This is a genomic window from Ralstonia condita, from assembly GCF_958405655.1.
GTDB lineage: Bacteria > Pseudomonadota > Gammaproteobacteria > Burkholderiales > Burkholderiaceae > Ralstonia > Ralstonia condita.
Window position 1 is genome coordinate 118,382 of sequence record NZ_CATYWO010000007.1, and the last position, 25,163, is coordinate 143,544.

Annotated in this window: 37 protein-coding genes; 1 reads left to right on the forward strand and 36 read right to left on the reverse strand. The window is 61.8% G+C overall.

Annotation, left to right across the window (positions count from 1 at the left end):
* Positions 1-117: 117 nt before the first annotated feature.
* From R2N03_RS18580 to R2N03_RS18740, 33 genes are all read right to left on the reverse strand, one after another.
* Positions 118-1,098, reverse strand: a complete 981-nt coding sequence (locus R2N03_RS18580) for a DNA-directed RNA polymerase subunit alpha (RefSeq protein ID WP_316659327.1) — start codon at positions 1,096-1,098, stop codon at positions 118-120.
* A 238-nt stretch (positions 1,099-1,336) separates the two neighbouring features.
* On the reverse strand, positions 1,337-1,960 hold the full coding sequence (gene rpsD, locus R2N03_RS18585) for a 30S ribosomal protein S4 (RefSeq protein ID WP_316659328.1): 624 nt from the start codon (positions 1,958-1,960) through the stop codon (positions 1,337-1,339).
* A 201-nt stretch (positions 1,961-2,161) separates the two neighbouring features.
* Complete coding sequence (rpsK, locus tag R2N03_RS18590) at positions 2,162-2,563, reverse strand: 30S ribosomal protein S11 (RefSeq protein WP_003264143.1); 402 nt, start codon at positions 2,561-2,563, stop codon at positions 2,162-2,164.
* 24 nt (positions 2,564-2,587) lie between these two features.
* Positions 2,588-2,953, reverse strand: coding sequence for a 30S ribosomal protein S13 (gene rpsM, locus R2N03_RS18595; protein ID WP_004634501.1), 366 nt, complete (start codon positions 2,951-2,953; stop codon positions 2,588-2,590).
* 21 nt (positions 2,954-2,974) lie between these two features.
* Entirely contained in the window at positions 2,975-3,091 is a 117-nt protein-coding gene (gene rpmJ, locus R2N03_RS18600; RefSeq protein WP_003264141.1) for a 50S ribosomal protein L36, read from the reverse strand.
* 30 nt (positions 3,092-3,121) lie between these two features.
* The gene (gene infA, locus R2N03_RS18605; RefSeq protein WP_003264140.1) at positions 3,122-3,340 is read right to left on the reverse strand and encodes a translation initiation factor IF-1; all 219 of its coding nucleotides are present in this window, start codon (positions 3,338-3,340) and stop codon (positions 3,122-3,124) included.
* A gap of 26 nt (positions 3,341-3,366) precedes the next feature.
* Complete coding sequence (secY, locus tag R2N03_RS18610) at positions 3,367-4,689, reverse strand: preprotein translocase subunit SecY (protein ID WP_316659339.1); 1,323 nt, start codon at positions 4,687-4,689, stop codon at positions 3,367-3,369.
* A gap of 57 nt (positions 4,690-4,746) precedes the next feature.
* Positions 4,747-5,178 (reverse strand): 50S ribosomal protein L15, encoded by a 432-nt coding sequence (rplO, locus tag R2N03_RS18615; RefSeq protein ID WP_024977880.1) that lies wholly within the window; start codon positions 5,176-5,178, stop codon positions 4,747-4,749.
* An 18-nt stretch (positions 5,179-5,196) separates the two neighbouring features.
* The gene (gene rpmD / locus R2N03_RS18620; RefSeq protein WP_003264137.1) at positions 5,197-5,379 is read right to left on the reverse strand and encodes a 50S ribosomal protein L30; all 183 of its coding nucleotides are present in this window, start codon (positions 5,377-5,379) and stop codon (positions 5,197-5,199) included.
* A gap of 22 nt (positions 5,380-5,401) precedes the next feature.
* On the reverse strand, positions 5,402-5,920 hold the full coding sequence (gene rpsE, locus R2N03_RS18625; RefSeq protein ID WP_004634493.1) for a 30S ribosomal protein S5: 519 nt from the start codon (positions 5,918-5,920) through the stop codon (positions 5,402-5,404).
* 21 nt (positions 5,921-5,941) lie between these two features.
* Positions 5,942-6,298: a 50S ribosomal protein L18 gene (rplR, locus tag R2N03_RS18630; RefSeq protein ID WP_009241896.1), complete on the reverse strand. Its 357-nt coding sequence runs from the start codon at positions 6,296-6,298 to the stop codon at positions 5,942-5,944.
* A gap of 11 nt (positions 6,299-6,309) precedes the next feature.
* Entirely contained in the window at positions 6,310-6,843 is a 534-nt protein-coding gene (rplF, locus tag R2N03_RS18635) for a 50S ribosomal protein L6 (RefSeq protein ID WP_316659343.1), read from the reverse strand.
* Positions 6,844-6,855: 12 nt separating this feature from the next.
* Complete coding sequence (rpsH, locus tag R2N03_RS18640) at positions 6,856-7,251, reverse strand: 30S ribosomal protein S8 (protein ID WP_004634489.1); 396 nt, start codon at positions 7,249-7,251, stop codon at positions 6,856-6,858.
* 27 nt (positions 7,252-7,278) lie between these two features.
* Positions 7,279-7,584, reverse strand: a complete 306-nt coding sequence (gene rpsN / locus R2N03_RS18645) for a 30S ribosomal protein S14 (protein ID WP_004634486.1) — start codon at positions 7,582-7,584, stop codon at positions 7,279-7,281.
* A 9-nt stretch (positions 7,585-7,593) separates the two neighbouring features.
* Positions 7,594-8,136, reverse strand: a complete 543-nt coding sequence (gene rplE / locus R2N03_RS18650) for a 50S ribosomal protein L5 (RefSeq protein WP_009241894.1) — start codon at positions 8,134-8,136, stop codon at positions 7,594-7,596.
* Between the two features lie 26 nt (positions 8,137-8,162).
* Positions 8,163-8,471: a 50S ribosomal protein L24 gene (rplX, locus tag R2N03_RS18655; RefSeq protein WP_316659345.1), complete on the reverse strand. Its 309-nt coding sequence runs from the start codon at positions 8,469-8,471 to the stop codon at positions 8,163-8,165.
* An 11-nt stretch (positions 8,472-8,482) separates the two neighbouring features.
* A complete protein-coding gene (gene rplN / locus R2N03_RS18660) occupies positions 8,483-8,851 on the reverse strand; it encodes a 50S ribosomal protein L14 (protein ID WP_003264129.1) in 369 nt (122 codons plus the stop codon).
* A 268-nt stretch (positions 8,852-9,119) separates the two neighbouring features.
* On the reverse strand, positions 9,120-9,389 hold the full coding sequence (gene rpsQ / locus R2N03_RS18665; RefSeq protein WP_004634482.1) for a 30S ribosomal protein S17: 270 nt from the start codon (positions 9,387-9,389) through the stop codon (positions 9,120-9,122).
* Positions 9,386-9,580, reverse strand: a complete 195-nt coding sequence (rpmC, locus tag R2N03_RS18670; protein ID WP_004634481.1) for a 50S ribosomal protein L29 — start codon at positions 9,578-9,580, stop codon at positions 9,386-9,388. Before rpmC ends, rpsQ begins: the two co-directional genes overlap by 4 nt.
* A 12-nt stretch (positions 9,581-9,592) precedes the next feature.
* A complete protein-coding gene (gene rplP, locus R2N03_RS18675) occupies positions 9,593-10,009 on the reverse strand; it encodes a 50S ribosomal protein L16 (protein ID WP_003264123.1) in 417 nt (138 codons plus the stop codon).
* A 2-nt stretch (positions 10,010-10,011) separates the two neighbouring features.
* Positions 10,012-10,800 (reverse strand): 30S ribosomal protein S3, encoded by a 789-nt coding sequence (rpsC, locus tag R2N03_RS18680; RefSeq protein WP_009241892.1) that lies wholly within the window; start codon positions 10,798-10,800, stop codon positions 10,012-10,014.
* A 9-nt stretch (positions 10,801-10,809) separates the two neighbouring features.
* Positions 10,810-11,139: a 50S ribosomal protein L22 gene (gene rplV / locus R2N03_RS18685; protein WP_004634479.1), complete on the reverse strand. Its 330-nt coding sequence runs from the start codon at positions 11,137-11,139 to the stop codon at positions 10,810-10,812.
* A gap of 9 nt (positions 11,140-11,148) precedes the next feature.
* A complete protein-coding gene (gene rpsS, locus R2N03_RS18690) occupies positions 11,149-11,424 on the reverse strand; it encodes a 30S ribosomal protein S19 (protein WP_004634478.1) in 276 nt (91 codons plus the stop codon).
* 21 nt (positions 11,425-11,445) lie between these two features.
* Positions 11,446-12,276, reverse strand: a complete 831-nt coding sequence (gene rplB, locus R2N03_RS18695; protein WP_004634477.1) for a 50S ribosomal protein L2 — start codon at positions 12,274-12,276, stop codon at positions 11,446-11,448.
* A gap of 2 nt (positions 12,277-12,278) precedes the next feature.
* Positions 12,279-12,593: a 50S ribosomal protein L23 gene (rplW, locus tag R2N03_RS18700; protein ID WP_004634476.1), complete on the reverse strand. Its 315-nt coding sequence runs from the start codon at positions 12,591-12,593 to the stop codon at positions 12,279-12,281.
* Positions 12,590-13,210 (reverse strand): 50S ribosomal protein L4, encoded by a 621-nt coding sequence (gene rplD / locus R2N03_RS18705; RefSeq protein WP_004634475.1) that lies wholly within the window; start codon positions 13,208-13,210, stop codon positions 12,590-12,592. The genes rplW and rplD overlap by 4 nt, the downstream gene beginning before the upstream one ends.
* Positions 13,211-13,221: 11 nt before the next feature.
* A complete protein-coding gene (rplC, locus tag R2N03_RS18710; protein WP_024977883.1) occupies positions 13,222-13,875 on the reverse strand; it encodes a 50S ribosomal protein L3 in 654 nt (217 codons plus the stop codon).
* A gap of 284 nt (positions 13,876-14,159) precedes the next feature.
* Positions 14,160-14,471: a 30S ribosomal protein S10 gene (rpsJ, locus tag R2N03_RS18715; RefSeq protein WP_004634473.1), complete on the reverse strand. Its 312-nt coding sequence runs from the start codon at positions 14,469-14,471 to the stop codon at positions 14,160-14,162.
* Between the two features lie 105 nt (positions 14,472-14,576).
* Entirely contained in the window at positions 14,577-15,767 is a 1,191-nt protein-coding gene (tuf, locus tag R2N03_RS18720; RefSeq protein ID WP_316659353.1) for an elongation factor Tu, read from the reverse strand.
* Between the two features lie 80 nt (positions 15,768-15,847).
* Entirely contained in the window at positions 15,848-17,959 is a 2,112-nt protein-coding gene (gene fusA / locus R2N03_RS18725; RefSeq protein ID WP_316659354.1) for an elongation factor G, read from the reverse strand.
* A gap of 114 nt (positions 17,960-18,073) precedes the next feature.
* Positions 18,074-18,544, reverse strand: a complete 471-nt coding sequence (gene rpsG / locus R2N03_RS18730; protein ID WP_004634470.1) for a 30S ribosomal protein S7 — start codon at positions 18,542-18,544, stop codon at positions 18,074-18,076.
* A 186-nt stretch (positions 18,545-18,730) separates the two neighbouring features.
* Positions 18,731-19,108 carry a 30S ribosomal protein S12 gene (gene rpsL, locus R2N03_RS18735; RefSeq protein ID WP_003265519.1) on the reverse strand — a complete coding sequence of 126 codons (378 nt, stop codon included), beginning with the start codon at positions 19,106-19,108 and terminating at the stop codon, positions 18,731-18,733.
* A gap of 298 nt (positions 19,109-19,406) precedes the next feature.
* Positions 19,407-20,666 (reverse strand): MFS transporter, encoded by a 1,260-nt coding sequence (locus R2N03_RS18740; protein ID WP_316659356.1) that lies wholly within the window; start codon positions 20,664-20,666, stop codon positions 19,407-19,409.
* A 99-nt stretch (positions 20,667-20,765) separates the two neighbouring features.
* Between R2N03_RS18740 and R2N03_RS18745 the strand changes: the two genes are divergently transcribed.
* Positions 20,766-21,686: a LysR family transcriptional regulator gene (locus R2N03_RS18745; protein WP_316659357.1), complete on the forward strand. Its 921-nt coding sequence runs from the start codon at positions 20,766-20,768 to the stop codon at positions 21,684-21,686.
* Here R2N03_RS18745 and recQ read toward each other — a convergent pair.
* From recQ to R2N03_RS18760, 3 genes are all read right to left on the reverse strand, one after another.
* Positions 21,683-23,596, reverse strand: coding sequence for a DNA helicase RecQ (recQ, locus tag R2N03_RS18750; RefSeq protein ID WP_316659358.1), 1,914 nt, complete (start codon positions 23,594-23,596; stop codon positions 21,683-21,685). The genes R2N03_RS18745 and recQ overlap by 4 nt on opposite strands.
* A 112-nt stretch (positions 23,597-23,708) precedes the next feature.
* On the reverse strand, positions 23,709-24,299 hold the full coding sequence (locus R2N03_RS18755) for a class I SAM-dependent methyltransferase (RefSeq protein WP_260804342.1): 591 nt from the start codon (positions 24,297-24,299) through the stop codon (positions 23,709-23,711).
* Positions 24,300-24,320: 21 nt separating this feature from the next.
* Entirely contained in the window at positions 24,321-25,163 is an 843-nt protein-coding gene (locus R2N03_RS18760) for a YfaP family protein (protein ID WP_316659359.1), read from the reverse strand.

Below are 25,163 nucleotides of genomic sequence, written 5' to 3' on the forward strand. Positions count from 1 at the left end.
TCGCCGCCGCGTATACAACGCTGCGTGGCGCGGGCCGGTAGCCTTAACAATAAGCCACCCAAAACGGCGGTGGCGGGAAAACCGGCCGATGCTCACGCACCGGCCGACGATGACGATTTACTTCTCGAGACCCGCGGGCGGCCAGTTCTCGAGCTTCATGCCGAGCGTCAGGCCACGCGAAGCGAGGACTTCCTTGATCTCGTTGAGCGACTTGCGACCCAGGTTCGGGGTCTTGAGCAGTTCGTTCTCGGTCCGCTGAATCAGGTCGCCGATGTAATAGATGTTCTCGGCCTTCAGGCAGTTGGCCGAACGCACCGTCAGTTCCAGATCGTCGACCGGACGCAGCAGGATCGGATCGATCTGCGGTGCGCGGGCGGCCGCGGCCTCGGCGGCGCTCTCGGTGCCTTCCAGCGCGGCGAATACCGATAGCTGGTCAACCAGGATACGCGCCGACTGACGAATCGCTTCCTCCGGCGAGATCACGCCGTTGGTCTCGATGTTCATCACCAGCTTGTCGAGGTCGGTACGCTGCTCCACACGTGCAGACTCCACCGCGTACGACACACGGCGCACCGGTGCGAACGACGCGTCCAGCACGATGCGGCCAATGACCTTGCTCGACTCATCGCCGAACTTGCGCACGTTGCCCGGCACGTAGCCGCGGCCTTGCTCGACCTTCAGCTGCAGATCCAGCTTGCCGCCGGACGACAGGTTGGCGATCACGTGACCCGGATTGATGATCTCGACATCGTGCGGCAGCTCGATATCGGCGGCGGTCACCACACCCTCACCTTCCTTGCGCAGCGACACCGTGACTTCATCACGATTGTGCAGCTTGAAGACCACGCCCTTCAGGTTCAGCAACAGATTGACGACGTCTTCCTGCACGCCATCGATGGTGGAGTATTCGTGGACGACCCCAGCGATCGTGACTTCGGTCGGCGCGTAGCCAACCATCGACGAAAGCAGCACGCGGCGCAGCGCGTTACCGAGCGTATGGCCGTAGCCGCGCTCGAACGGTTCCATGACGACCTTCGCGTGATGATCGCCAAGCGGCTCAACCGCAATAATTTTGGGCTTCAGGAGTGCTGTTTGCATAGGTTGTCCTATTTCAATACCCTCGGCTCGTTACACCGATAAGGCTGACGGATTGGACTGGAAAGTTTCCATCGCGAACGCCGCGACGAAAGACGCACGTGCCGCAATCACGTTGCGGCACGTAACGATTCGGGTCAGTACGGCGGGCGGGCAATGCCCCGCGCGCACACAATGTTGTTGACGAATGAGCGTCCCCAAAAGGCGCACGAGCCCACACCTTCCGGCGCGGGCGTCGTCATTAACGCGAGTACAGTTCGACGATCAGGCTTTCGTTGATGTCGCCGGCGATGTCAGCACGATCCGGAGCTTGCTTGAACGTGCCTTCCATCTTCTTCGCGTCGACAGCCACCCAGGTCGGGAAGCCAGATTGCTCTGCCAGCGTCAGCGACTCGGCGATACGCGCTTGCTTCTTCGACTTCTCGCGGATAGCGACCACATCGCCCGACTTGATCTGCGCCGACGGCACGTTCAGGGCTTGGCCGTTCACCAGAATCGCCTTATGCGACACCAGCTGACGCGCTTCAGCGCGAGTCGAACCAAAACCCATGCGGTAGACGACGTTGTCCAGGCGCGACTCCAGCAGTTGCAGCAGGTTTTCACCCGTGTTGCCCTTGCGGCGGTCGGCTTCAGCAAAATAGCGACGGAATTGGCGTTCCAACACGCCGTAGATACGCTTGACCTTCTGCTTTTCACGCAGTTGGTTGCCGTAGTCGGAGGTGCGGGCGCCCGAAGTGCGGCCGTGCTGACCAGGCTTGCTGTCCAGCTTGCACTTGTCGGCGAGCGAGCGACGTGCGCTCTTCAGAAAAAGGTCAGTACCTTCGCGGCGAGACAGTTTCGCCTTGGGGCCGGTATAGCGTGCCACGTTGCGTTCCTTCGTTATCAATCATCCGTGGTGCAAGACCTCGGATGGTTCGCCTGTCAGCTCCTTCAACGGAACCGCAGCGAACAGTGGGCTTATGAAATGACGAAACCCGCCTTCCGGCAGACCGGAAGACAGGCAAGCGGGCGAGTATAACACCCGCGGACCAGACCCGCCAAGAACTGGCGGGACCGGCCGAATCACTCAGATGCGACGGCGCTTCGGCGGACGGCAGCCGTTATGAGGCACCGGCGTCACGTCTTCGATCAATTGGATCTTGATGCCAAGGTTGTTCAGAGCACGCACAGCGGACTCACGACCCGGACCCGGACCCTTGATGCGAACTTCCAGGTTCTTGATGCCTTGGTCCTGCGCTACACGGCCAGCACTCTCAGCGGCCACCTGGGCTGCGAACGGGGTCGACTTACGCGAGCCTTTGAAGCCCTGGCCACCAGACGTCGCCCACGACAAGGCATTGCCCTGGCGGTCAGTGATCGTGATGATCGTATTGTTGAACGACGCGTGAACGTGCGCGATGCCGTCGGCGACGTTCTTGCGAACCTTCTTGCGCGCGCGCTGGGCGGCGGTATTCGCTGCTTTTGCCATAGTTCCTATCCTTTACCCGACGGATTACTTCTTGAGCGCGACGCCGGCCTTGCGCGGACCCTTACGGGTACGGGCATTGGTGCGAGTACGCTGACCACGCATCGGCAGGCCCTTGCGATGGCGCACGCCACGGTAGCAGCCCAAATCCATCAGGCGCTTGATGTTCATCGTCGTTTCACGGCGCAGATCGCCTTCGACGAGGAACTTCTCGATTTCCTTACGCAGCGCGTCCTGGTCCGGATCCGTCAGGTCCTTGACCTTCTTGTCGGTCGGGATACCAGTAGCCTCGCAAATCTTCTGAGCGCGCGAGCGGCCGATACCGTAGATCGCCGTCAGGCCAATCACGGTATGTTTGTGGTTGGGGATGTTGACCCCTGCGATACGTGCCATTCGTCAATCCTCTTTGCGAAATTAGCCTTGGCGCTGCTTATGACGCGGGTCCGACGAGCAGATCACACGCACCACGCCCTTGCGCTTGATGATTTTGCAGTTGCGGCAAATGCGCTTAACAGAAGCCAGCACTTTCATGATTTTCCTCTTCCTTCAATTCCAGTCCGCTCACTTCGCCCGGAATACGATGCGCGCGCGGGACAGATCATACGGGGTCAATTCGACCGTCACCTTGTCCCCGGGCAAGATGCGGATGTAATGCATGCGCATCTTGCCGGAAATATGGCCTAACACTACGTGGCCGTTTTCCAGTTTGACGCGGAACGTCGCGTTGGGGAGGTTTTCCAGCACCTCGCCCTGCATCTGGATCACGTCGTCTTTAGCCATGCCTTTTCAGTTTCGTGCGATCACCCCTAGCGGAGCGTCAGGTTGCCCTTGAAATTCGCCTTCTTCATCAAAGACTCGTACTGCTGAGACATCACATAGGACTGCACTTGCGCCATGAAGTCCATCGTGACGACCACGATGATCAACAGCGACGTCCCACCAAAGTAGAACGGCACATTCCAGCGCAGCACCAAGAACTCCGGCAACAAACACACCAGCGTGATGTAGATCGCACCCGCCAGCGTCAGCCGCACCAGAATCTTGTCGATATACCGCGTGGTTTGCTCGCCCGGACGGATACCCGGAATGAACGCACCACTCTTCTTCAGGTTATCTGCCACTTCACGGCTGTTGTAGACCAGCGCGGTGTAGAAGAAACAGAAGAAGATGATCGCCGCTGCATACAGCAGGATGTACACCGGCTGACCTGGGGACAGCGTCGCCGCCAGATCCTTGACGAACCGTGCAACCGGATTCGTCGAGTTGCCGGCCGTAAACCAGCCCGCGATCGTGGCCGGGAACAGAATGATCGACGATGCGAAGATCGGCGGAATCACCCCGGCCATATTCAACTTCAGCGGCAAATGCGACGACTGACCGCCATAAATCTTGTTACCGACCTGCCGCTTGGCGTAGTTGACAAGGATCTTGCGCTGACCGCGTTCGATGAACACAACCAAATACGTCACCGCACCAATGATCGCCACCACCAGGATCGCGGAGAAAATCCCCATCGATCCCGTACGCACCAGCTCGAACAGCCCGCCGATCGCGTTGGGCAGTCCCGCAGCAATTCCGCCAAAAATGATGATCGAGATCCCGTTGCCCAGACCACGCTCGGTGATCTGCTCACCCAGCCACATCAGGAACATCGTGCCCGTCACCAGCGTCATGACTGCAGTGGCCCGGAACATCAGACCCGGATCCAACACCAGACCCGGCTGCGCCTCGAGCGCCACTGCAATCCCCAGCGCCTGGAACGTCGCCAGGACGACCGTACCGTAGCGCGTGTACTGCGTAATCTTGCGCTGGCCGGCTTGGCCTTCCTTCTTCAACGATTCCAGCTGCGGCAGCACGATCGTCAGCAGTTGCATGATGATCGACGCCGAGATGTACGGCATGATCCCCAGCGCAAACACCGTGAAACGCGACAGCGCGCCGCCGGAGAACAGGTTGAACATCCCGAGGATGCCGCCCGACTGCCGTTGGAAAAGCTGCGCCAGTTGATCCGGGTCGATACCAGGCACAGGAATGTGCGCGCCGATCCGGTACACCAGCAGTGCCAGAACCAGGAACACCAGCCGACGGCGAAGATCGCCGTACTTGGCCGTGTTCTTGGCTTGGGCCATCACATTAGGTTTCGCCGTGGCCAAACGGATGCTCCGTCAGTGTGAAACAGCAGGCTATTAGGCCAGCGAGCCACCAGCTGCTTCGATTGCGGCTTTCGCCCCAGCCGTCGCGCCGATACCCTTCAGAGTGACTTTCTTGTCGATTTCACCCGACAAGATCACCTTGGCGCTCTTAACCATCTCGCCAACGAGGCCGGCTTGCTTCAGGGACAGCAGATCGATTTCCTCGATCGGCAGGCCCGCCAGGTCACCCAGACGCACTTCAGCGGTAAATTCCTTGGTCAGCGAGGTAAAACCACGCTTGGGCAGACGACGATGCAGGGGCATCTGGCCGCCTTCGAAGCCGACCTTGTGGAAACCACCCGAACGCGACTTCTGACCCTTGTGACCACGACCAGCCGTCTTGCCCAGGCCCGAACCAATACCGCGACCAACGCGGCGCTTGGCGTGCTTGGAGCCGGCTGCCGGCTTCAGGTTATTCAGTTGCATGTTCTTCTCCGTCTTGCCTTAGCCGATGACCTTGACCAGGTAGGACACCTTGTTGATCATGCCGCGCACTGCGGGCGTGTCCTGCAATTCGGACACCGAGTTCATGCGGCGCAGGCCCAGGCCGCGCACCGTGGCGCGGTGGTCTTCGCGCGTACCGATCAGGCTGCGCACGAGTTGGACTTTCACGGTTTTCTGCGACATATCGTTCACCTATCCCTTCGGCTTAGCCGAGGATTTCTTCGACCGACTTGCCGCGCTTGGCAGCAACTTCCGCCGGGGTGCTCATCTTGCGCAGGCCATCCAGCGTTGCGCGCACCATGTTGTAAGGATTGGTCGAACCGTGCGACTTGGTCACGATGTTCGTCACGCCCATCACTTCGAAGATGGCGCGCATCGGACCACCGGCGATCACGCCAGTACCGTCCTTCGCGGGCATCATCTGCACCTTTGCGGCGCCATGCTTGCCAACCACTTCGTGCTGCAGCGTACCGTTCTTCAGCGGGACCTTGACCATCTTGCGACGGGCTTCGTCCATTGCCTTCTGCACGGCAACGGGCACTTCCTTAGCCTTGCCCTTGCCCATGCCGATGCGGCCGTCGCCGTCACCCACCACGGTCAGTGCGGCGAAACCGAGAATACGGCCGCCCTTGACCACCTTGGTCACACGGTTGACCGCGATCATCTTCTCGCGAAGACCGTCGTCGCGTTCGTCCCCTTGGACCTTAGGTTGAATTTTTGCCATGACGATATCCTCTATGCCGGCTTAGAACTTCAGGCCGGCTTCGCGTGCCGCGTCAGCCAGAGCCTTCACGCGACCGTGATAACGGAAACCCGAGCGATCGAACGCCACAGCTTCGATGCCGGCAGCCTTCGCCTTCTCAGCGATACGCTTACCCACCAGGGTGGCGGCAGCGGTGTTGCCACCGTTGCCGTTCAGTTCCTTGCGCACTTCGGCTTCCGCCGTCGAGGCCGAAGCCAGGACCTTGGTGCCGTCTTCCGAGAAGACCTGCGCATAGATGTGCAAGTTCGTACGGTGCACAGCCAGACGGGCAACGTTCAGTTCCGCGATCTTCAGGCGGGTCTGACGTGCACGGCGCAGACGCGAGTCATTTTTGTTCATGATGTGCACCCTTACTTCTTCTTGGTTTCCTTCAGGATCACACGCTCGTCGGCGTAGCGCACACCCTTGCCCTTGTAGGGCTCAGGCGGACGATAGCCACGCACTTCAGCGGCGACCTGACCAACTTTCTGCTTGTCCGAACCCTTGATGATGATTTCGGTCTGCGTCGGCGTTTCCGCCTTCACGCCTTCCGGCATCTCATGGATCACGTCGTGCGAAAAACCGAGTTGCAGCTTCAGGGCGGTACCCTGAACCGAAGCACGGTAACCCACGCCGACCAGGTTCAGCTTGCGCTCGAAGCCCGTCGTCACGCCCTTGACCATGTTGGCCGTCAGAGCGCGCATCGTGCCTTGCAGCGCATTGGCTTCACGCGACTCGTCTGCGGGCGAGAACGTGATCGTGCCGTTGTCGGTGTTGACCTTGACAAGCTCGTGGATCGCCTGCGACAGGGTGCCCAGCGGGCCCTTGACGGTCAGCAGACCACCAGCGAAATTTACTTCGGCGCCTTTCGGCAGCGCGATGGGAGCCTTACCTACGCGAGACATGGTTCCCCTCCGTTAGGCAACGTAGCAAATGACTTCGCCACCGACACCGGTTGCGCGCGCACGGCGGTCCGTCATCAGACCCTGGGGGGTCGAGATGATGGCAACGCCCAGGCCGTTCATCACTTGCGGGATTTCGTTACGGCCCTTGTACACACGCAGACCAGGCTTCGAGACGCGCTCCAGGCGCTCGATGACCGGACGGCCAGCGTAGTACTTCAGACCAATCGTCAGCGTGGACTTGCCACCCTGCTCGGTCACGGCGAATTCGTCGATGTAGCCTTCGTCCTTCAGGACTTTGGCGATTGCCACCTTCAGCTTCGACGACGGCATGACCACCGACGCTTTTTCCACCGCTTGCGCGTTGCGGATACGCGTCAGCATATCGGCGATCGGATCGCTCATGCTCATACTGTTTCTCCTGTAGCCTGTGCGTGATTACCAGCTGGCTTTCGTCAGACCCGGGATCTCGCCCTTGAAGGCGATCTCGCGGAGCTTGTTACGCGCCAGGCCGAACTTACGGAACGTACCGCGGGGACGACCAGTGATCGAGCAGCGGTTGCGCTGACGAGTCGGATTTGCATTGCGCGGCAGCGCCTGCAACTTCAGACGCGCTTCGTAGCGCTCTTCTTCCGACTTGCTTTGGTCAGCCACGATGGCTTCGAGAGCGGCGCGCTTCTCAGCGTACTTGGCCACGAGCTTGGCACGCTTCTTCTCGCGTTCGATCAGAGACAATTTAGCCACGGTAACCCCTTAATTACGGAACGGGAACTTGAACGCGTTGAGGAGCGCCTTCGCTTCCTCGTCGTTCTTCGCAGTCGTCGTGATGCTGATATTCAGACCACGGAGTGCGTCGATCTTGTCGTATTCAATCTCGGGGAAAATGATCTGCTCTTTCACACCGATGTTGTAGTTGCCACGACCATCGAACGCCTTGCCGGAAACACCACGGAAGTCGCGCACGCGGGGCAGCGACACAGTGATGAAGCGATCCAGGAATTCGTACATACGTTGGCCACGCAGCGTGACCATCGTGCCGATCGGGTAACCCTGGCGGATCTTGAAGCCGGCGATAGCCTTGCGGGCCTTCGTCACGATGGGCTTCTGGCCAGCGATCTTGATCAGGTCGCCCGTGGCGTGCTCAATGACTTTCTTGTCATTGATGGCTTCGCCAAGACCCATGTTCAGGGTGATCTTGGTGATGCGCGGCACTTCCATCACGGACTTGTAACCAAACTGCTTGATCAGTTCGGGCACAACCTTCTCTTTGTAAAACTCTTGCAGACGTGCAGTCATGCTCAACTCCTCTCTATTGCCCAGAATCAAGCGCCGACGGCAGCACCGGTGGTCTTCAGCACGCGCGTCTTCACGCCGCCTTCAACCTTGATGCCGACGCGCGACGGCTTGCCATTGGCATCCACGAGCGCAACGTTCGAAATATGGATGGGCATGACCTTGTCGACCACACCACCCGCCGTACCCAGCATCGGGTTCGGGCGCACGTGCTTCTTGGCAACGTTCACGCCTTCAACCGTCACATGCTCGGCCAGCACGGCCAGCACGGTACCTTGCTTGCCCTTGTCTTTACCGGTACGGACGATGACGCGATCGCCCTTGCGAATCTTGTTCATGCGGCCTCCGATTACAGCACTTCCGGCGCGAGCGACACGATCTTCATGAAGCGCTCGGTACGGAGTTCGCGAGTGACCGGCCCGAAAATGCGGGTGCCGATCGGCTCAAGCTTGGTGTTCAGCAGCACGGCGGCATTGCCGTCGAACTTGATGAGCGAGCCGTCGGGACGGCGGACGCCCTTGGCGGTACGCACCACCACGGCGTTGTAGATATCGCCCTTCTTCACGCGACCACGCGGGGCAGCATCCTTGACGCTGACCTTGATGATGTCGCCGACGCTGGCGTAGCGGCGCTTCGAACCGCCCAGCACCTTGATGCACATGACTTCACGCGCACCCGTGTTATCGGCCACTTCGAGCCGGCTTTCTGTCTGAATCATGGTGTTCTCGTCCCAACTTAATTCGCCAAACGCACAATGCGCAGAGGCGATCAGTCTTGGTCCCGCCGGCTGCTGGCATTGCGCCAACTGCGATTGGGTTGATCAACTTGAAGTCGGTAGCTGCCCTACGGCGATTGCCGCCCGGCCCATTCGCTTTTCCCCCTCACCCGAGCCACCAGCAGGTTTGCCGGCCACCCTCACAAAGGGAAAGACCGAGACTATATCACATAATCTCGGCCTTGCAACAGCAAACTACCCCGCTGTTGTTTTAGATCACGCGTGCAGCTTCAAGCAGACGCGACACCACCCACGACTTGGTGCGGGAGAGCGGACGCGATTCCGTAATCTCAACCTTGTCGCCTTCGTTGTACTGGTTGGCTTCGTCGTGCGCATGGTACTTCTTCGAGCGCACCACGTACTTGCCGTACAGCGGATGCTTGACGCGGTTTTCGATCAGGACCGTGACGGTCTTGTCCATCTTGTTGCTGACAACGCGACCGACGAGCGTGCGCTTCAGGGACGTTGCGGCTTCAGTCATTTCTGGTTCCCCTTCTGGCCCAGCACGGTGCGGACACGCGCAATGTCACGACGCACCTTCTTCAGCTGGCTGGTGTTCTGCAGCTGTTGCGTCGCCTTTTGCATGCGCAGGCCAAATTGAGCCTTCAGCAGCTCGGAGAGCTCCTGGTTCAGCCCGGCGACATCTTTGTCGCGCAGTTCGGATGCTTTCATGGTGTGTGCTCCTTACGTTCCGACCTGACGCACCACGAAGCTGGTCGCGATCGGCAGCTTGGCAGCGGCCAGGCGGAATGCCTCGCGTGCCAGTTCTTCGCCAACGCCGTCCATTTCGTACAGCATCTTGCCCGGCTGAATTTCAGCCACGTAGTATTCCGGGTTGCCCTTACCGTTACCCATACGGACTTCGGCAGGCTTCTTCGAGATCGGCTTGTCCGGGAAAATCCGGATCCAAATGCGGCCGCCACGCTTGATGTGACGGGTCATCGCACGACGGGCCGACTCGATCTGACGCGCCGTCAGACGGCCACGGCCCATCGCCTTCAGACCGAATTCGCCGAACGAGACTGCGTTGCCGCGCGTCGCGATACCGGTGTTACGGCCCTTCTGCTCCTTGCGGTACTTCCTGCGCTTCGGTTGCAGCATGTTTATTCTCCAGTCTTGGCGTCGGCGCCACGACGGGCACCTGCACCAGCACCGCGGCGCTGACCGGCCGGGCGACCTTCGCCCTCACGGCGACGACCTTCCGGGCGACCCGGACGCTTGCGACGCTCTTCTTGCGGCTCTTCCACGACGGGTGCGTCGTTGCGACCAAGGTGGTCACCCTTGTACACCCACACCTTGACACCGATGATGCCGTAGGTGGTTTCCGCTTCGGAAAAGCCGTAGTCGATATCGGCGCGCAGCGTGTGCAGGGGCACACGGCCTTCGCGGTACCACTCGGTACGGGCGATTTCGATGCCGTTCAGACGGCCCGAGCTCATGATCTTGATGCCTTGGGCACCCAGACGCATCGCGTTCTGCATCGCACGCTTCATGGCGCGACGGAACATGATGCGGCGCTCGAGCTGTTGCGTGATCGAATCGGCGATCAGCTGTGCATCGACTTCCGGCTTGCGGATTTCTTCGATGTTCACGTGCACGGGCACGCCCATGCGACGCTGCAGCTCAGCCTTCAGCAGTTCGATGTCCTCGCCCTTCTTGCCGATCACCACGCCCGGACGCGAGCTGTAAATGGTGATACGTGCATTCTTGGCCGGACGCTCGATGACCACGCGGCCCACCGACGCGTTCTTCAGCTTCTTCTTCAGAAACTCGCGAACCTCGATGTCTTCCTTGAGCATGCCGGCAAACTGGGTGTTGCTCGCGTACCAACGCGATGCCCAGTTACGGCTGACAGCCAGACGGAAGCCAGTCGGATGAATCTTCTGTCCCATCGTGACCCCTTAGTTGCCCAGCGTCACAGTGATGTGACAGGTTTGTTTCTCGATGCGGTTGCCACGGCCCTTCGCACGCGCGGTGAAGCGCTTGAGCGACGTGGCCTTGTCGATGTAGATCGACTTGACCTTCAACTCGTCGATGTCGGCGCCTTCGTTGTGCTCCGCGTTCGCGATGGCGGACTCAACCACCTTCTTCACGATGCCAGCCGCCTTCTTCGGGCTGAACGTCAGCACGTTGAGCGCACGCTCGATCGACAGGCCACGGATCTGGTCAGCAACCAGACGCGTTTTCTGTGCGGAGATACGGGCGCCGCGATGAATCGCTTTAACTTCCATGATTGCCCCTTATCGCTTCGCTTTCTTGTCGGCAGCGTGGCCCTTGAACGTACGCGTGAGCGCAAATTCGCCGAGCTTGTGGCCAACCATGTTTTCCGTGACATACACGGGCACGTGCTGACGGCCGTTGTGAACGGCGATCGTCAGGCCGATGAAGTCCGGCAGAATGGTCGAACGACGCGACCAGGTCTTGATGGGCTTCTTGTCCTTCGTTTGCACCGCCGCCTCAACCTTCTTCAGCAAGTGGGCGTCAATGAAAGGACCCTTTTTTACGGAACGAGTCATATCTAAGCTCCTACCTACCGATTAACGCTTGTGACGGCGCTGAACGATCATGCTGTCAGTGCGCTTGTTACGACGGGTGCGGTAGCCCTTGGTCGGCGTGCCCCACGGGGACACCGGATCACGGCCAGCAGCAGTCTTACCTTCACCACCACCGTGCGGGTGATCGACCGGGTTCATCACCACACCGCGAACGGTCGGGCGAATACCGCGCCAACGAGTTGCACCGGCCTTACCGATCTGGCGCAGGCTGTGTTCTTCGTTGCCGACTTCACCGATGGTCGCGCGGCATTCGATGTGCACGCGGCGCACTTCACCCGAGCGCAGACGCACTTGAGCGTAGATGCCTTCGCGAGCCAGCAGCACGGCGGACGTACCAGCCGAACGGGCAACTTGTGCACCCTTGCCCGGCAGGATTTCCACGCAGTGAATCGTCGTACCGACCGGGATGTTGCGGATCGGCAGGTTGTTACCGGCCTTGATCGGCGCTTCCGAGCCGTTGGCGATGGCTTGGCCAACCACAGCGCCCTTCGGGGCGATGATGTAGCGGCGCTCGCCGTCAGCGAACAGCACGAGCGCGATGTTGGCGCTACGGTTCGGGTCGTATTCCAGGCGTTCGATCTTGGCCGGGATACCGTCCTTATCGTTACGCTTGAAGTCGACGACGCGATAGTGATGCTTGTGACCACCGCCCTTATGACGGGTGGTGATATGGCCGTTGTTGTTACGACCCGACTTCTGGATTTGCTTTTCCAGCAGCGGAGCGTGCGGCGCGCCCTTGTGAAGGTCGGGGTTAACGACCTTCACCATCGAGCGGCGGCCCGGCGATGTCGGCTTGGTTTTGACGAGTGCCATGATTACTTGGCCTCCGCTTCAAAATTGATTTCCTGGCCCGGCTTCAGCGAAACATAGGCCTTCTTCACGTGGTCACGACGACCCATGAAGCGACCGAAGCGCTTTTGCTTGCCCTTCTGGTTCAGGATCTGGACGGACTCGACTTCGACCTTGAACAGCAGTTCGACGGCAGCCTTCACTTCGCCCTTGTTGGCGTCGCGAGCCACTTCGAACACGACCTGTTCGTTCTTCTCGGCCACCAGGGTTGCCTTTTCAGACACCACAGGCGCCAGCAGCACCTGCATCAGGCGATGGTCGTTCTTGGCAACTTGCGTCATTTCAGCAACTCCTCGATCTGCGCGACGGCTGCCTTGGTCACGAGCACCTTCTTGTAGTGCACGAGCGACAGCGGGTCGGCGTGACGCGGCTCAACCACGAGCACGTGCGCCAGGTTGCGCGATGCCAGGAAGAGGTTTTCGTCCAGGTTATCGGTAATCACGAGCACCGAATCCAGGCCCATGGCGCGGAACTTGTCGGCCAGCAGCTTGGTTTTGGGCGCGTCGACGGACAGGCTGTCAACGACGTTGATGCGACCTTCACGGGCAAGCTGCGAATAAATCGAGCGCATGCCGGCGCGGTACATCTTCTTGTTGACCTTCTGCGAGAAGTTTTCTTCCGGGCTGTTCGGGAAGATACGACCACCCCCGCGCCACAGCGGGGAGGAGCTCATACCTGCACGGGCGCGGCCCGTACCCTTTTGACGCCACGGCTTCTTGGTCGTGTGCTTGACCTCTTCACGGTCCTTCTGCTTACGGTTACCGCTGCGAGCGTTGGCCTGATAAGCGACGACGACTTGGTGAACGAGGGCTTCGTTGTAGTCACGGCCGAACACTTCCGGCGAGGCGGCAACGCCGGCGCCGAGTTGACCGTTGTCCTGGAGCAGCTTCAGTTCCATGCGTTCGCTCCTTATGCCTTCTTGGCGCGGGCCTTCACGGCCGGCGTGACGATGACTTGACCGCCCTTGGCGCCCGGAATCGCACCCTTGACCAGCAGCAGCTTGCGCTCTGCGTCGATCTTGGCGATTTCCAGGTTCTGAACGGTACGGGTGACGTCACCCATGTGACCGGTCATGCGCTTACCCGGGAACACGCGACCCGGATCCTGCGCCATACCGATCGAGCCCGGCACGTTGTGCGAGCGCGAGTTACCGTGCGAGGCGCGGCCCGACGAGAAGTGATAACGCTTGATGGTACCGGCGTAGCCCTTACCAATCGTCACACCCTGGACGTCGATCTTTTGACCGACTTCGAACAGGTCGACGCTGATGTTCGCGCCAGGCTGGAATTCAGCGGCACGAGCGGCATCCACTCGGAATTCTTTGATGACTTCGCCCGCTTCCACGCCGGCTTTGGCGAGATGACCCGCCAGCGGCTTGGTGACGCGGCTGGCGCGTCGGGTGCCGAAGGTGACTTGAACCGCGGTGTAACCGTCGGTCTCGTCCGTCTTGATTTGCGTCACGCGGTTGTCGCCGACCTCGAGCACGGTGACGGGAATCGAATCGCCGTCGTCCGTGAAAATACGGGTCATGCCAACCTTGCGACCTACAAGGCCAAGGCTCATGGTTTGCTCCATTCCCAGCTGCGATTGGCCGGGGCTGATTGATACTACGAATCTTGAACTGGGCCGCGCCTAAAGAGACAGCGCGAGGCCAAATGGCCAGCCCACTCCCCCGACTAAAGGGGTAGCCCTACAATATATCCGGGTTACGGACAATGTGCAAGTGCGGGAGCTGAATACGCCCATCCGCGTGGCGTGAAGCGCAACACCGTGCCCGAAAAAGCAAAACGGCGAGCACTTGGCTCGCCGTTCGCTCGTTGCCGGCACGAACCGGCAGCGTTGCAGACTTATTGCAGCTTGATCTCGACGTCCACGCCAGCCGGCAGGTCCAGCTTCATCAGCGCGTCGACGGTCTTGTCGGTCGGATCGACGATGTCCATCAGGCGCTGGTGGGTGCGGATTTCGAACTGGTCGCGGCTGGTCTTGTTGACGTGCGGCGAACGCAGAACGTCGAAACGCTGGATGCGGGTCGGCAGGGGCACCGGGCCCTTGACGATCGCGCCCGTGCGCTTGGCGGTTTCAACGATTTCAGCAGCCGACTGGTCGATCAGGCGGTAGTCGAAAGCCTTCAGGCGGATACGGATCTTCTGGTTCTGCATGATGTTTCCTTAAAGAGCATGGCAGCAAAGCCGCCGATAAATTGAAAGAGCGATGCAACAGGCGATGCGCCGCTCCGTTTCCGGAAACAGCGCATCGATCCGCCTTTACTCGATGATCTTGGCGACGACGCCGGCGCCGACGGTACGGCCGCCTTCACGGATGGCGAAGCGCAGGCCTTCTTCCATGGCGATCGGGGCGATCAGCTTGACGGTGATCGACACGTTGTCGCCCGGCATGACCATTTCCTTGCCTTCCGGCAGCTCGATCGAGCCGGTCACGTCCGTCGTACGGAAGTAGAACTGCGGGCGGTAGTTGTTGAAGAACGGCGTGTGACGGCCGCCTTCGTCCTTCGACAGGATGTAGACCTCGCCCGTGAAGTGCGTGTGCGGCTTGATCGAACCCGGCTTGCACAGCACCTGGCCGCGCTCGACGTCTTCGCGCTTGGTGCCGCGCAGCAGGATACCGACGTTATCGCCTGCCTGACCTTGGTCCAGCAGCTTGCGGAACATTTCCACGCCCGTGCAGGTGGTCTTCTGCGTGGCCTTGATACCGACGATTTCGATTTCTTCGCCGACCTTGATGATGCCGCGCTCGATACGGCCGGTCACCACGGTGCCGCGACCCGAGATCGAGAACACGTCTTCCACCGGCATCAGGAACGTACCGTCAACAGCGCGCTCCGGCGTCGGGATGTAGGTGTCCAGTGCGTCGGCCAGGTTCATGATGGCCACTTCGCCCAGTTCGCCCTTGTCGCCTTCCAGCGCCAGCTTGGCCGAACCCTTGATGATCGGGGTGTCGTCGCCCGGGAAGTCGTACTTCGACAGAAGTTCGCGCACTTCCATCTCGACCAGCTCCAGCAGTTCAGCGTCGTCCACCATGTCGCACTTGTTCAGGAAGACGATGATGTACGGCACGCCAACCTGGCGGGCCAGCAGGATGTGCTCACGCGTTTGCGGCATCGGGCCGTCAGCGGCCGAGCACACCAGGATCGCGCCGTCCATCTGGGCGGCACCGGTGATCATGTTCTTGACGTAGTCGGCGTGGCCCGGGCAGTCAACGTGCGCGTAGTGGCGGTTAGCCGTTTCGTATTCGATGTGCGCGGTGTTGATCGTGATGCCGCGTGCCTTTTCTTCCGGCGCAGCGTCGATTTCGTCGTACTTCTTCGCTTCGCCACCGAACTTGCTCGACAGCACGGTCGCGATCGCTGCGGTCAGCGTCGTCTTGCCGTGGTCAACGTGACCAATCGTCCCAACGTTCACGTGCGGCTTGGTCCGCTCGAACTTTTCCTTTGCCATGTCAGCTCCTCAATTCGGAATCAGCTAATTACTAGATTTGGATCGGGGCGGTCACACGTGCGACCGCCCAAACACGTTGATTACTTCGTACCCTTGGCGGCCATCACGGCTTCGGCGATGTTCTTCGGTGCCTCAGCGTAGTGCTTGAATTCCATGGTGTACGTGGCACGGCCTTGCGTGGCCGAGCGCAGCGCGGTCGAGTAACCGAACATTTCCGACAACGGGACTTCGGCCTTGATGATCTTGCCGCCGCCCACCATGTCGTCCATGCCCTGCACGATACCGCGACGGGACGACAGATCGCCCATCACGGTACCCGTGTAGTCTTCCGGCGTTTCCACTTCCACGGCCATCATCGGCTCCAGCAGAACCGGGCTGGCCTTGCGCATGGCTTCCTTGAAAGCCATCGAGCCGGCCATGCGGAACGCGTTTTCGTTCGAGTCCACATCGTGATACGAGCCGAACGTCAGCGTGACCTTCACATCCACCACCGGGAAGCCGGCCAGGATGCCCGCAGGCAGCGTGTCGACGATACCCTTCTCCACCGCCGGGATGTATTCGCGAGGAATTACACCACCCTTGATGGCGTCGACGAACTCGAAGCCCTTGCCCGGCTCTTGCGGTTCGAGCGTGATCACAGCGTGGCCATACTGGCCGCGGCCGCCCGACTGCTTGACGAACTTGCCTTCCACGTCCGCTGCCGTCTTCCGGATGGTTTCGCGGTAGGCAACCTGCGGGGCGCCGATGTTCGCTTCCACGCCGAATTCGCGCTTCATGCGGTCAACCAGAATTTCGAGGTGGAGTTCGCCCATGCCCGAAATGATGGTCTGACCCGATTCTTCATCGGTCTTCACACGGAACGACGGATCTTCTGCAGCGAGGCGGTTCAGTGCCAAGCCCATCTTTTCCTGGTCGCCCTTGGTCTTCGGCTCGACAGCCTGCGAGATCACCGGCTCCGGGAACACCATGCGCTCGAGCACGATCGGCGCTGCCGGATCGCACAGCGTATCACCCGTGGTCGCGTCCTTCAGGCCGACTGCAGCAGCGATGTCGCCGGCGAGCACTTCCTTGATTTCTTCGCGCTGGTTGGCGTGCATCTGCAGAATACGGCCCAGACGTTCCTTCTTCTGCTTGACCGGGTTGTAGACCGTGTCGCCGGAGTTCACCTTGCCCGAGTAGACACGGAAGAAGATCAGTTGGCCGACAAACGGGTCGGTCATGATCTTGAACGCCAGCGCCGAGAACTTCTCGTTGTCGTCTGCCTTGCGCTCGAGCTTCTTCTCATCGTCGTTCTCGTCCACGCCCTTGACCGGCGGGATGTCGACCGGCGACGGCAGGAAGTCGATCACGGCGTCGAGCATGCGCTGCACGCCCTTGTTCTTGAACGCGGTACCGCACAGCATCGGCTGGATTTCGCAGGCGATGGTACGGTCACGCAGCGCCTTGACGATCTCGGCACGGGTCAGCTCTTCGCCGCCCAGGTACTTTTCCATCAGCTCTTCGCTGGCTTCGGCGGCAGCCTCGACCATCTTCTCGCGCCATTCTTCGGCGGTGGCTTGCAGCTCGGCCGGGATGTCCTTGTACTCGAACTTCACGCCCTGGCTGGCCTCGTCCCAAATGATGGCCTTCATCTCGAGCAGATCGACGACGCCCTGGAAGCCGTCTTCAGCGCCGATGGGCACTACGACGGGCACCGGGTTAGCCTTCAGACGGGTCTTCAGCTGGTCGTAGACCTTGAAGAAGTTCGCGCCGGTACGGTCCATCTTGTTGACGAACGCCAGACGCGGCACCTTGTACTTGTTGGCCTGGCGCCAGACGGTTTCCGACTGCGGCTGCACGCCACCCACTGCGCAGTACACCATGCACGCGCCGTCGAGCACACGCATGGAACGCTCCACCTCGATGGTGAAGTCCACGTGGCCCGGGGTGTCGATGATGTTGAAGCGGTGCTCGGGATAGTTGCCGCCCATGCCCTTCCAGAAGGCGGTGGTAGCAGCAGACGTGATGGTGATGCCGCGCTCTTGCTCCTGCTCCATCCAGTCCATGGTGGCAGCGCCATCATGCACTTCACCGATCTTGTGGTTCACACCGGTGTAGAACAGGATCCGCTCGGTCGTGGTGGTCTTGCCGGCGTCGATGTGAGCGGAAATACCGATGTTACGGTAGCGCTCAATGGGGGTCTTACGAGCCACGATTAATCCTCAGATTCGTCAACGGGGCGCCGGCCCGTGGCCAAGCGCCCCTAATACAAATGGGCGAGATGTGCGCACACAGCCCGCCCAGCAACCAACAACGTCTCGCGTCGCTTAGAAGCGGAAGTGCGAGAACGCCTTGTTGGCTTCAGCCATGCGGTGCACTTCGTCGCGCTTCTTCATGGCGCCGCCACGGCCTTCCGAGGCTTCGAGCAGCTCACCAGCCAGACGCAGGGCCATCGACTTCTCGCTGCGCTTCTTCGCAGCTTCCCGCAGCCAACGCATCGCCAATGCCAGACGACGCGACGGCCGGACTTCGACCGGCACCTGATAGTTGGCGCCACCAACACGACGGCTCTTCACTTCGACCACCGGCTTGATGTTGCCGATTGCCAGCGTGAACACCTCGATAGGCGCCTTGCCTGCTTTCTTTTCGATCTGGTCGAACGCACCGTAGACGATACGTTCAGCCACCGACTTCTTGCCGTCCAGCATCAGGACGTTCATGAACTTGGCGACTTCCACATTGCCGAACTTCGGGTCCGGCAGAATTTCCCGCTTGGGGACTTCACGACGACGTGGCATCTTCTTTCCTTCTCTGTTCAGTTGAGAACCGCTTCGGTTCTCCGGCCACCAACTAGCTTGTCTTCCAACAATCTGAGCCGGGTGACCACTTACTCGACGGTGCCAGTGCGGTCAAAAAACGCACCGTTGTACCGCCTGCTCATGACAAGACCGTGACCGCAAAAGCGGCGCGATCTCACTGACGACTTAGGCCGCCTTCGGACGCTTCGCGCCGTACTTCGAACGCGCTTGCTTACGATCCTTGACGCCTTGCAGGTCAAGGGAGCCGCGCACGATGTGGTAACGCACACCCGGCAAGTCCTTCACACGGCCGCCGCGGATCAGCACGACGCTGTGTTCTTGCAGGTTGTGGCCTTCACCGCCGATGTACGAAATGACTTCGAAACCGTTGGTCAGGCGCACCTTGGCGACCTTACGCAGTGCCGAGTTCGGCTTCTTCGGCGTCGTGGTGTACACGCGGGTGCACACGCCGCGACGCTGCGGGCAGTTCTCAAGTGCCGGGCTCTTGCTCTTCAGCTTTTCCGAGACGCGGGGCTTGCGAACCAGTTGATTGATGGTTGGCATTGTTCAATCCAGCTTGGTTTTTGAAAAATCGCCGGTTCACATAACGTGAACGCCTCATTAGTGAGGCGGACGGCGCAATCGGGTTTTATGGAAGTGGCGAGCAGAACGCTCTGAAGGAAGGACCTGCGGGAACAGATCAAGACCAAAGAGCGCGAGCCCGTCTGGTTCAGATGTCTTGCACAGCGCTTTGCCGGGCATGGACGTGCGAAACCAGAAGCCAAAAACTCGAATCTGGCACTATAGCGGCCCGTATTGCAAGCGTCAAGCGCGCTTCCAGTCTGGCGATGCGGGCAATAGATTAGCAGCGGCGCGGTGTGGCGCCGATGGCACGCGCCGCGCTGGCCGGCCATACGAAGACGAGTGCAGCAGTCACCACAAAACCAAGCGCGAGGACGGATACGCCGATCCAGCCGGCCCGAGCCCAAGTCACTCCGGCCAAACCGCCGCCTGCCGCCGCACCAAAGAAAAACGCCCCTGTATACAGGCCATTCACACGCCCCCGGATCTCGGGGGACAGCGTGTTGACCATGTAGCGGCCGAGCGCCTGGTCGCCGATGGCGCCGAAGTCGAGCAGCAGCGCCGCTGCTACCAACATCGCCAACATGGCGGGGACGCTGAGGCCCGGCAACAGTGCCGAAGCCAGCGCTAACAGCAAACCCGTCGCCGCACTGCCGTGCGCGAGCAGCGTACCCACGCGCACCAAGCCGCGATCGGCCAGCCGCCCGGCGATGGGCGCGGCCACGACCCCAGCCGCGCCGCACAGCGCAAAGATGCCGATGCCGTTCTGCGAAAGATGGAATGGCGCTGCCGCCAGCCGCAGTGCGACAGCCGTCCAGAACAACGTGAACGCGGCCATCAGCAAGGCCTGGGTGGCGGCGCGGCGGCGCAACAACGGTTCGCTACGCAGCAGCCGCCCGTACGAGCCCAGCAGTGCCCCGTACGACAGCGCGCGCGGCGGCACGAAGGTCGGCATCACGCGCGGCAGGAAGACAGCCAGCACGGCAATCGCCACCGCCGATGCGCCGTAGAACGCCCGCCAGCCCCACTGCGCAGCGATCAGGCTGGCCGCCGGGCGCGAAAGGAGGATGCCCAGGTTCAGGCCGATCATGATGTCGCCGAGCACGCGCCCGCGCCGGTGGTCTGCGGCGAGGCGCCCCGCCAGCGCAATCAGCATCTGAATGACGGTCGACGTGAGGCCGATGGCGAAGGCAGCCAGCATCAGCACTTGGCCGCTATGCGCGACAGTGGTCAGCGCCAGCGAAGCCACCGCGCCCCATAGGGTGCGCGAGGCGAGCGTGCGGTTGTCCTGCAGGTCGGTCAGCGGCATCAGGAGCAAGAGGCCGATGCCATAGCCGATAAGGGTGGCGGTCACCAGCAGCCCCGTGGCGGCCGTGGTCCAGCCGATGCTCGCGGCGATCTCGGCAACGAGTGGCTGGATGCCGAACAGGTTGATGACGATGAGCCCGACAGCGGCGGCAAACAAGGGCGTGGCGCCGTCGGGGAGCCGATCGGCGGGTGGCGGGCTGGAAACGGCAACGGCAGGCGCTTCGGTAGTCATGATGAGCAGGACGAAGGATCGGAGTGCCCATCGTAGCCAGCCGATTCGCGCAGATTAAGGTAGCCTCTGGCACGATATTGTTTCCAAAAGCGCGCAAATATGGACCAGCTTTCTGACGTGGCGATCTTCGTACAGGTGGTGGAGCGCGGCAGCCTGTCGGCGGCGGCGGATGCGATGGGGATGTCGCGCGGTGTGATCAGTAAGGCGCTGGCGCGGCTGGAGGCGCGGCTGCAGACGCGTCTGCTGCAACGGACAACGCGGCGCCTGTCGCTCACCGAAGCGGGCGCGGCGTTCTTCGAAAAAAGCCGCGAAGGACTGGCGCTCGTTGATGCGGCAGAGCAGGCCGTGACCGCGTTACGCGACGAGGCGCGCGGCACGCTGCGGGTGTCAGCGCCGGCCTCGTTTGCAGTGACATTGCTGGCGCCGCTGTTGGGCGCATTCCAGGCGCGCTACCCTGCCGTGCAGATCGATCTGGACATGAACGACCGCTACGCCGATCTTGTCGCCGGGCGCATCGACGTGGCGATCCGCATTGGCATGCTGGAGGACTCATCGCTGGTGGCGCGGCGGCTGGCGAGTTGCGCGCACGCCATCTACGGGGCGCCGTCGTATTTTCGCGAGCGTGGCATTCCGCAGTCGCCGGAGGATTTGCGCAACCACAACTGCCTGGTCTACGCCAATTACGACGGGCCGCACGACTGGGTGCTGACGGACGCCGCGGGCCAGCGCCACATCGCCCACGTGAATGGTTCGATGCTGGCCAACAACAGCCTCGTGCTGCGCGAGGCGGCGCGTTCAGGGCTGGGCGTTTCGCTGGGGCCGGCGTATCTGGTGCGCGACGATATTGCGGCCGGCCGGCTGCAGGCGGTGCTGACGGACTACACGGCGCGGGAGGTGCCGCTGCACGCCGTGTTCACACAACGTGTCCACCTGCTGCCGAAGGTGCGGGCGTTTGTCGATTTTCTGGGCGATCACCTGAGCCGCACCGGCGTGATGGGGCCATTGCCGCTGTCCGCTTAGACTTGCTCGCGGCATTTCTCCAGCACGTCGAGCAGCGCCTGGCCGTAGCGGTCCAGCTTGGCCATGCCGATACCGGGCAACTCGCCGAGCGCTTCGCGCGAATCCGGATCGGTCTCGGCGATGCGCGCGAGCGTGGCGTCGTGGAAGATCACATATGCCGGCACACTGTGCTCACGCGCGGCCTGCGTCCGCCAGGCACGCAACGCCTGCCAGCGCACCTGCGCCTCGGCGGAAAGCTCGGCGGCCGGATCGGCGCGACGCTCCTTCTTCGCGGACGACGAAGACGCACCACGTACCTTCTCGACCTGACGACGCAGGATCACCGACTGCGCGCCCTTGAGCACGGGGCGGGCCGCGTCGGTCAGGATCAGTGCGCCGTGGCCGCCGTGATCCACCGCAAACAAGCCCTGCGCGACCAACTGTCGGAACACGCCGCGCCACGCGGCTTCTGACAAATCGCTGCCGATGCCGAAGGTCGACAGCGTCTCGTGATGCCACTGCTTGACGCGCTCGGTCGCGTTGCCCCGCAGGATGTCGATGAGTTGTCCCGCGCCAAAGCTCACGCGGCTGGCCTGCTGGACGCGGTATGCGCAAGACAGCGCCATCTGCGCCTCGCGCGTGGCGTCCCACGTTTGCGGCGGCGTCAGGCACGTATCGCAGTTGCCGCACGGCTGGCTGCTTTCGCCAAAGTAAGCAAGCAGCGCCACACGGCGGCAGCTTGCGGCTTCGCACAGGCCGAGCAGCGCTTCGAGCTTGGCGGTTGAGACGCGCTTGTGCACATCGTCCGCATCGGACTCATCGATCATGCGGCGCTGCTGCACCACGTCAGACAAGCCATACGCCATCCACGCGTTGGCGGGCATGCCGTCGCGGCCTGCGCGGCCGGTTTCCTGGTAATAACCTTCGAGGCTCTTGGGCAAATCGAGGTGCGCAACGAAGCGGACGTCCGGCTTGTCGATGCCCATGCCAAAGGCGATGGTCGCCACCATGACGACGCCCTCCTCCTTGCGGAAGATCGCCTGATGGCGGGCGCGCACTTCGGAGTCCATCCCGGCGTGATACGGCAGCGCGCGGATGCCCTGCTCGGCCAGCCACTGCGCGGTCTCCTCCACCTTCTTGCGCGACAGGCAGTAGACGATGCCGGCGTCGCAGGTGTCACCGTCCATGTGTTCGGCGCGAATGAAGCGCAGCAGCTGCTGGCGCGCGCTGTCCTTCTCGACGATGGTGTAGCGGATGTTCGGGCGATCGAAGCTGGAGAGGAAGACGCGCGCGTCCGTCAGTGCCAGCCGTTCAACGATCTCGTCGCGGGTGACGGCATCGGCCGTGGCGGTGAGCGCAATGCGAGGCACGTGCGGGAATCGCTCGTGCAGCACGGAAAGCTGGATGTACTCGGGCCGGAAATCGTGCCCCCATTGCGACACGCAGTGCGCTTCGTCGATGGCGAACAGGCCAATGCGCGATCGCTCAAGCAGCTCGAGGAAGCGCGGCGTCATCAACCGCTCGGGCGCCACGTAGACGAGATCCAGCCGCCCCGCCGCCAGATCGCGCTCGACCTGCGCTGCCTCGGCGCCCGTCAGCGCAGAGTTGAGGTATGCGGCGCGCACGCCGGCCTCTTCCAGCGCGGCCACCTGATCCTGCATCAGCGCGATCAGCGGCGACACGACAATACCGGCGCCCTGCCCGCGCCGGTGCCGTACGAGCGCCGGGATCTGATAGCAGAGCGATTTGCCACCGCCGGTGGGCATCAGCACGAGGCAATCGCCGCCATCCGCCACGTGGGCGACGATCTCCGCCTGCGGGCCGCGGAAGGCGCTGTAGCCGAACACATCGTGCAGCACTGCATGCGTGGCGGCGGCGGTGTCCTCGGGCAGCGCCTGCAGCGCGTGGTCTATGGCGGGGGAGTCGTACATCGGGGCGGCGGGTGCGCGCGGTGTCACGCGCGGGCTGGGCGAAACCGCTATTGTGACAAACCCCGCCGCAGGGTGGTCAATCAGGACAGTCGGATTGTCGGCAACGCCGCCGTCAGACCTTGCGTGCAACGATGCGATGGATCGTCCGCCCCGACGACTGGCTGACGGCCGCCTCGTCAAAGACGAGTTCGGTGCCGGCCAGCGCCTGGCGCACAGGTGCCGCATCGAACGACGTGAACAGCCGGCCGCGTCCATCGCGCTGATCGGCCTCAGGCGTGACCCGCCAACTCAGGTACAGCGTGCCCTCCTGGCGCAGCAACGACACCAGGCGCTCCACCGCCGCACCAATCTGCTCGGGCGGCAAATGCATGATGACGGTCTCGCAGAGGACGTTGTCGAACGCGCCTTCGGCAATACCGACCAACTCGGGCAGCAGCGCCTGCCGGAAGGACAGCCCTGGATACTGCTCCCGCGCCGCTTCCAGCAACCCCGCCGAGGCGTCGTAGCCGACAGCCGGATACCCGTTGGCGTTGAGCCACGCCACCTCGCGGCCCGCGCCGCAGCCGATGTCGGCGGTGGCGCCGCCCGCCTTGAACTCGCGGCGCAGCAACGCGTACAGGTCTTCAGGCGCGGGCTGCTCGCGCCACTCCTGCGCGAAAGCCTCAGCAAGGGTGTCGTAGGCGGCAACGGTTTGCGTATCCATGGCGGCTCCGAAAGCGTGTGGCTACTTCATCGTGAAACTGCGTAACAGCGTCAGATCGCCGGCCTTGCGCATCGGCACGACAAACGTCTGCTGGCGCTCGGACGGCGTGTTTTCGTCAGTAATGATGTTGACAGTGGCCGTGGTGATGATGCTGTTGTCGTTGCCGCTGCCGTAGTAGTTCACGTAGACGAGATACGTGCCGGGGACGGGGGCCGGGTTCGAATAGATCTCAGGACCATAGCCGGTCGTGACGTCCACGTCGAGCGCGCCGCCGTTCTGGACCACGCGGTTGCCGTACCAGGCATGCTGGCCATCGGGCGAAATGACGTGCAAGTCGAGATCGGTGCCGTCGGTGTCCCAAGACAGGACCACGCGCAGACGCGGACGCTGCTTGCCGGCGTAGCTGTCGTAGAACTGCACGCGCTTGGCGTCGCCGCGCGCGCTGCGCACCTCGACGCTGTTGCTGCCCGCGCCAAATGCGTACGGACGGGAGAACGTGCCGTCAGCCTCAATGCGCTGCGGCATGGCCACGCCGTTGACGATCAGCGTACCGACCGACGCGCCATCGGCGCCACGGCGGCGGCGCGGCTTGTTTTCGTCCGTTGCTGCGGCAGCCTTCGGCTGGTTGCGGATGCGCCCGGCGATCATCGACGCGATGCCCTGCCCCTGCGGCGTCGACACCGACACCGCCGGGTAATGCACGTCTTGCGTGTAGCGGGATTCGTCGCCCGCCGAATTGCGCCAGCCATTGAGCGGCGCGGTGATCTCGATATTCCCGGCGTCGGTTTGCGCGAGCACGCTGCCAGCAGCCGCAAACGTAGCCAGCGCGATGGCGACGGCGAGACGGAAATTGGAAGGCGTCAT

Coding starts and splice junctions, on each gene's coding strand:
- R2N03_RS18580 (WP_316659327.1), bottom strand. CDS start 1,098: ATGCAAACAGCACTCCTGAAGCCCAAAATTATTGCGGTTGAGCCGCTT.
- rpsK (WP_003264143.1), bottom strand. CDS start 2,563: ATGGCAAAAGCAGCGAATACCGCCGCCCAGCGCGCGCGCAAGAAGGTT.
- rpsM (WP_004634501.1), bottom strand. CDS start 2,953: ATGGCACGTATCGCAGGGGTCAACATCCCCAACCACAAACATACCGTG.
- rpmJ (WP_003264141.1), bottom strand. CDS start 3,091: ATGAAAGTGCTGGCTTCTGTTAAGCGCATTTGCCGCAACTGCAAAATC.
- infA (WP_003264140.1), bottom strand. CDS start 3,340: ATGGCTAAAGACGACGTGATCCAGATGCAGGGCGAGGTGCTGGAAAAC.
- secY (WP_316659339.1), bottom strand. CDS start 4,689: ATGGCCCAAGCCAAGAACACGGCCAAGTACGGCGATCTTCGCCGTCGG.
- rplO (WP_024977880.1), bottom strand. CDS start 5,178: ATGCAACTGAATAACCTGAAGCCGGCAGCCGGCTCCAAGCACGCCAAG.
- rpmD (WP_003264137.1), bottom strand. CDS start 5,379: ATGTCGCAGAAAACCGTGAAAGTCCAACTCGTGCGCAGCCTGATCGGT.
- rpsE (WP_004634493.1), bottom strand. CDS start 5,920: ATGGCAAAAATTCAACCTAAGGTCCAAGGGGACGAACGCGACGACGGT.
- rplR (WP_009241896.1), bottom strand. CDS start 6,298: ATGAACAAAAATGACTCGCGTCTGCGCCGTGCACGTCAGACCCGCCTG.
- rplF (WP_316659343.1), bottom strand. CDS start 6,843: ATGTCTCGCGTAGGTAAGGCTCCCATCGCGCTGCCGAAAGGCGCCGAA.
- rpsH (WP_004634489.1), bottom strand. CDS start 7,251: ATGAGCATGAGCGATCCGATCGCCGATATGCTGACGCGTATCCGCAAC.
- rplE (WP_009241894.1), bottom strand. CDS start 8,136: ATGACTGCACGTCTGCAAGAGTTTTACAAAGAGAAGGTTGTGCCCGAA.
- rplX (WP_316659345.1), bottom strand. CDS start 8,471: ATGAACAAGATTCGCAAGGGCGATCGCGTCATCGTCCGTACCGGTAAA.
- rplN (WP_003264129.1), bottom strand. CDS start 8,851: ATGATTCAGACAGAAAGCCGGCTCGAAGTGGCCGATAACACGGGTGCG.
- rpsQ (WP_004634482.1), bottom strand. CDS start 9,389: ATGACTGAAGCCGCAACGTCCCTGAAGCGCACGCTCGTCGGTCGCGTT.
- rpmC (WP_004634481.1), bottom strand. CDS start 9,580: ATGAAAGCATCCGAACTGCGCGACAAAGATGTCGCCGGGCTGAACCAG.
- rplP (WP_003264123.1), bottom strand. CDS start 10,009: ATGCTGCAACCGAAGCGCAGGAAGTACCGCAAGGAGCAGAAGGGCCGT.
- rpsC (WP_009241892.1), bottom strand. CDS start 10,800: ATGGGACAGAAGATTCATCCGACTGGCTTCCGTCTGGCTGTCAGCCGT.
- rplV (WP_004634479.1), bottom strand. CDS start 11,139: ATGGAAGTTAAAGCGATTCATCGCGGCGCCCGTATCTCCGCACAGAAA.
- rpsS (WP_004634478.1), bottom strand. CDS start 11,424: ATGACTCGTTCCGTAAAAAAGGGTCCTTTCATTGACGCCCACTTGCTG.
- rplB (WP_004634477.1), bottom strand. CDS start 12,276: ATGGCACTCGTCAAAACCAAGCCGACATCGCCGGGCCGCCGCTCGATG.
- rplW (WP_004634476.1), bottom strand. CDS start 12,593: ATGACGCAAGTTGCCAAGAACGACCATCGCCTGATGCAGGTGCTGCTG.
- rplD (WP_004634475.1), bottom strand. CDS start 13,210: ATGGAACTGAAGCTGCTCCAGGACAACGGTCAACTCGGCGCCGGCGTT.
- rplC (WP_024977883.1), bottom strand. CDS start 13,875: ATGAGCCTTGGCCTTGTAGGTCGCAAGGTTGGCATGACCCGTATTTTC.
- rpsJ (WP_004634473.1), bottom strand. CDS start 14,471: ATGCAGAACCAGAAGATCCGTATCCGCCTGAAGGCTTTCGACTACCGC.
- tuf (WP_316659353.1), bottom strand. CDS start 15,767: ATGGCAAAGGAAAAGTTCGAGCGGACCAAGCCGCACGTGAACGTTGGG.
- rpsG (WP_004634470.1), bottom strand. CDS start 18,544: ATGCCACGTCGTCGTGAAGTCCCCAAGCGGGAAATTCTGCCGGACCCG.
- rpsL (WP_003265519.1), bottom strand. CDS start 19,108: ATGCCAACCATCAATCAACTGGTTCGCAAGCCCCGCGTCTCGGAAAAG.
- R2N03_RS18740 (WP_316659356.1), bottom strand. CDS start 20,666: ATGACTACCGAAGCGCCTGCCGTTGCCGTTTCCAGCCCGCCACCCGCC.
- R2N03_RS18745 (WP_316659357.1), top strand. CDS start 20,766: ATGGACCAGCTTTCTGACGTGGCGATCTTCGTACAGGTGGTGGAGCGC.
- recQ (WP_316659358.1), bottom strand. CDS start 23,596: ATGTACGACTCCCCCGCCATAGACCACGCGCTGCAGGCGCTGCCCGAG.
- R2N03_RS18755 (WP_260804342.1), bottom strand. CDS start 24,299: ATGGATACGCAAACCGTTGCCGCCTACGACACCCTTGCTGAGGCTTTC.
- R2N03_RS18760 (WP_316659359.1), bottom strand. CDS start 25,163: ATGACGCCTTCCAATTTCCGTCTCGCCGTCGCCATCGCGCTGGCTACG.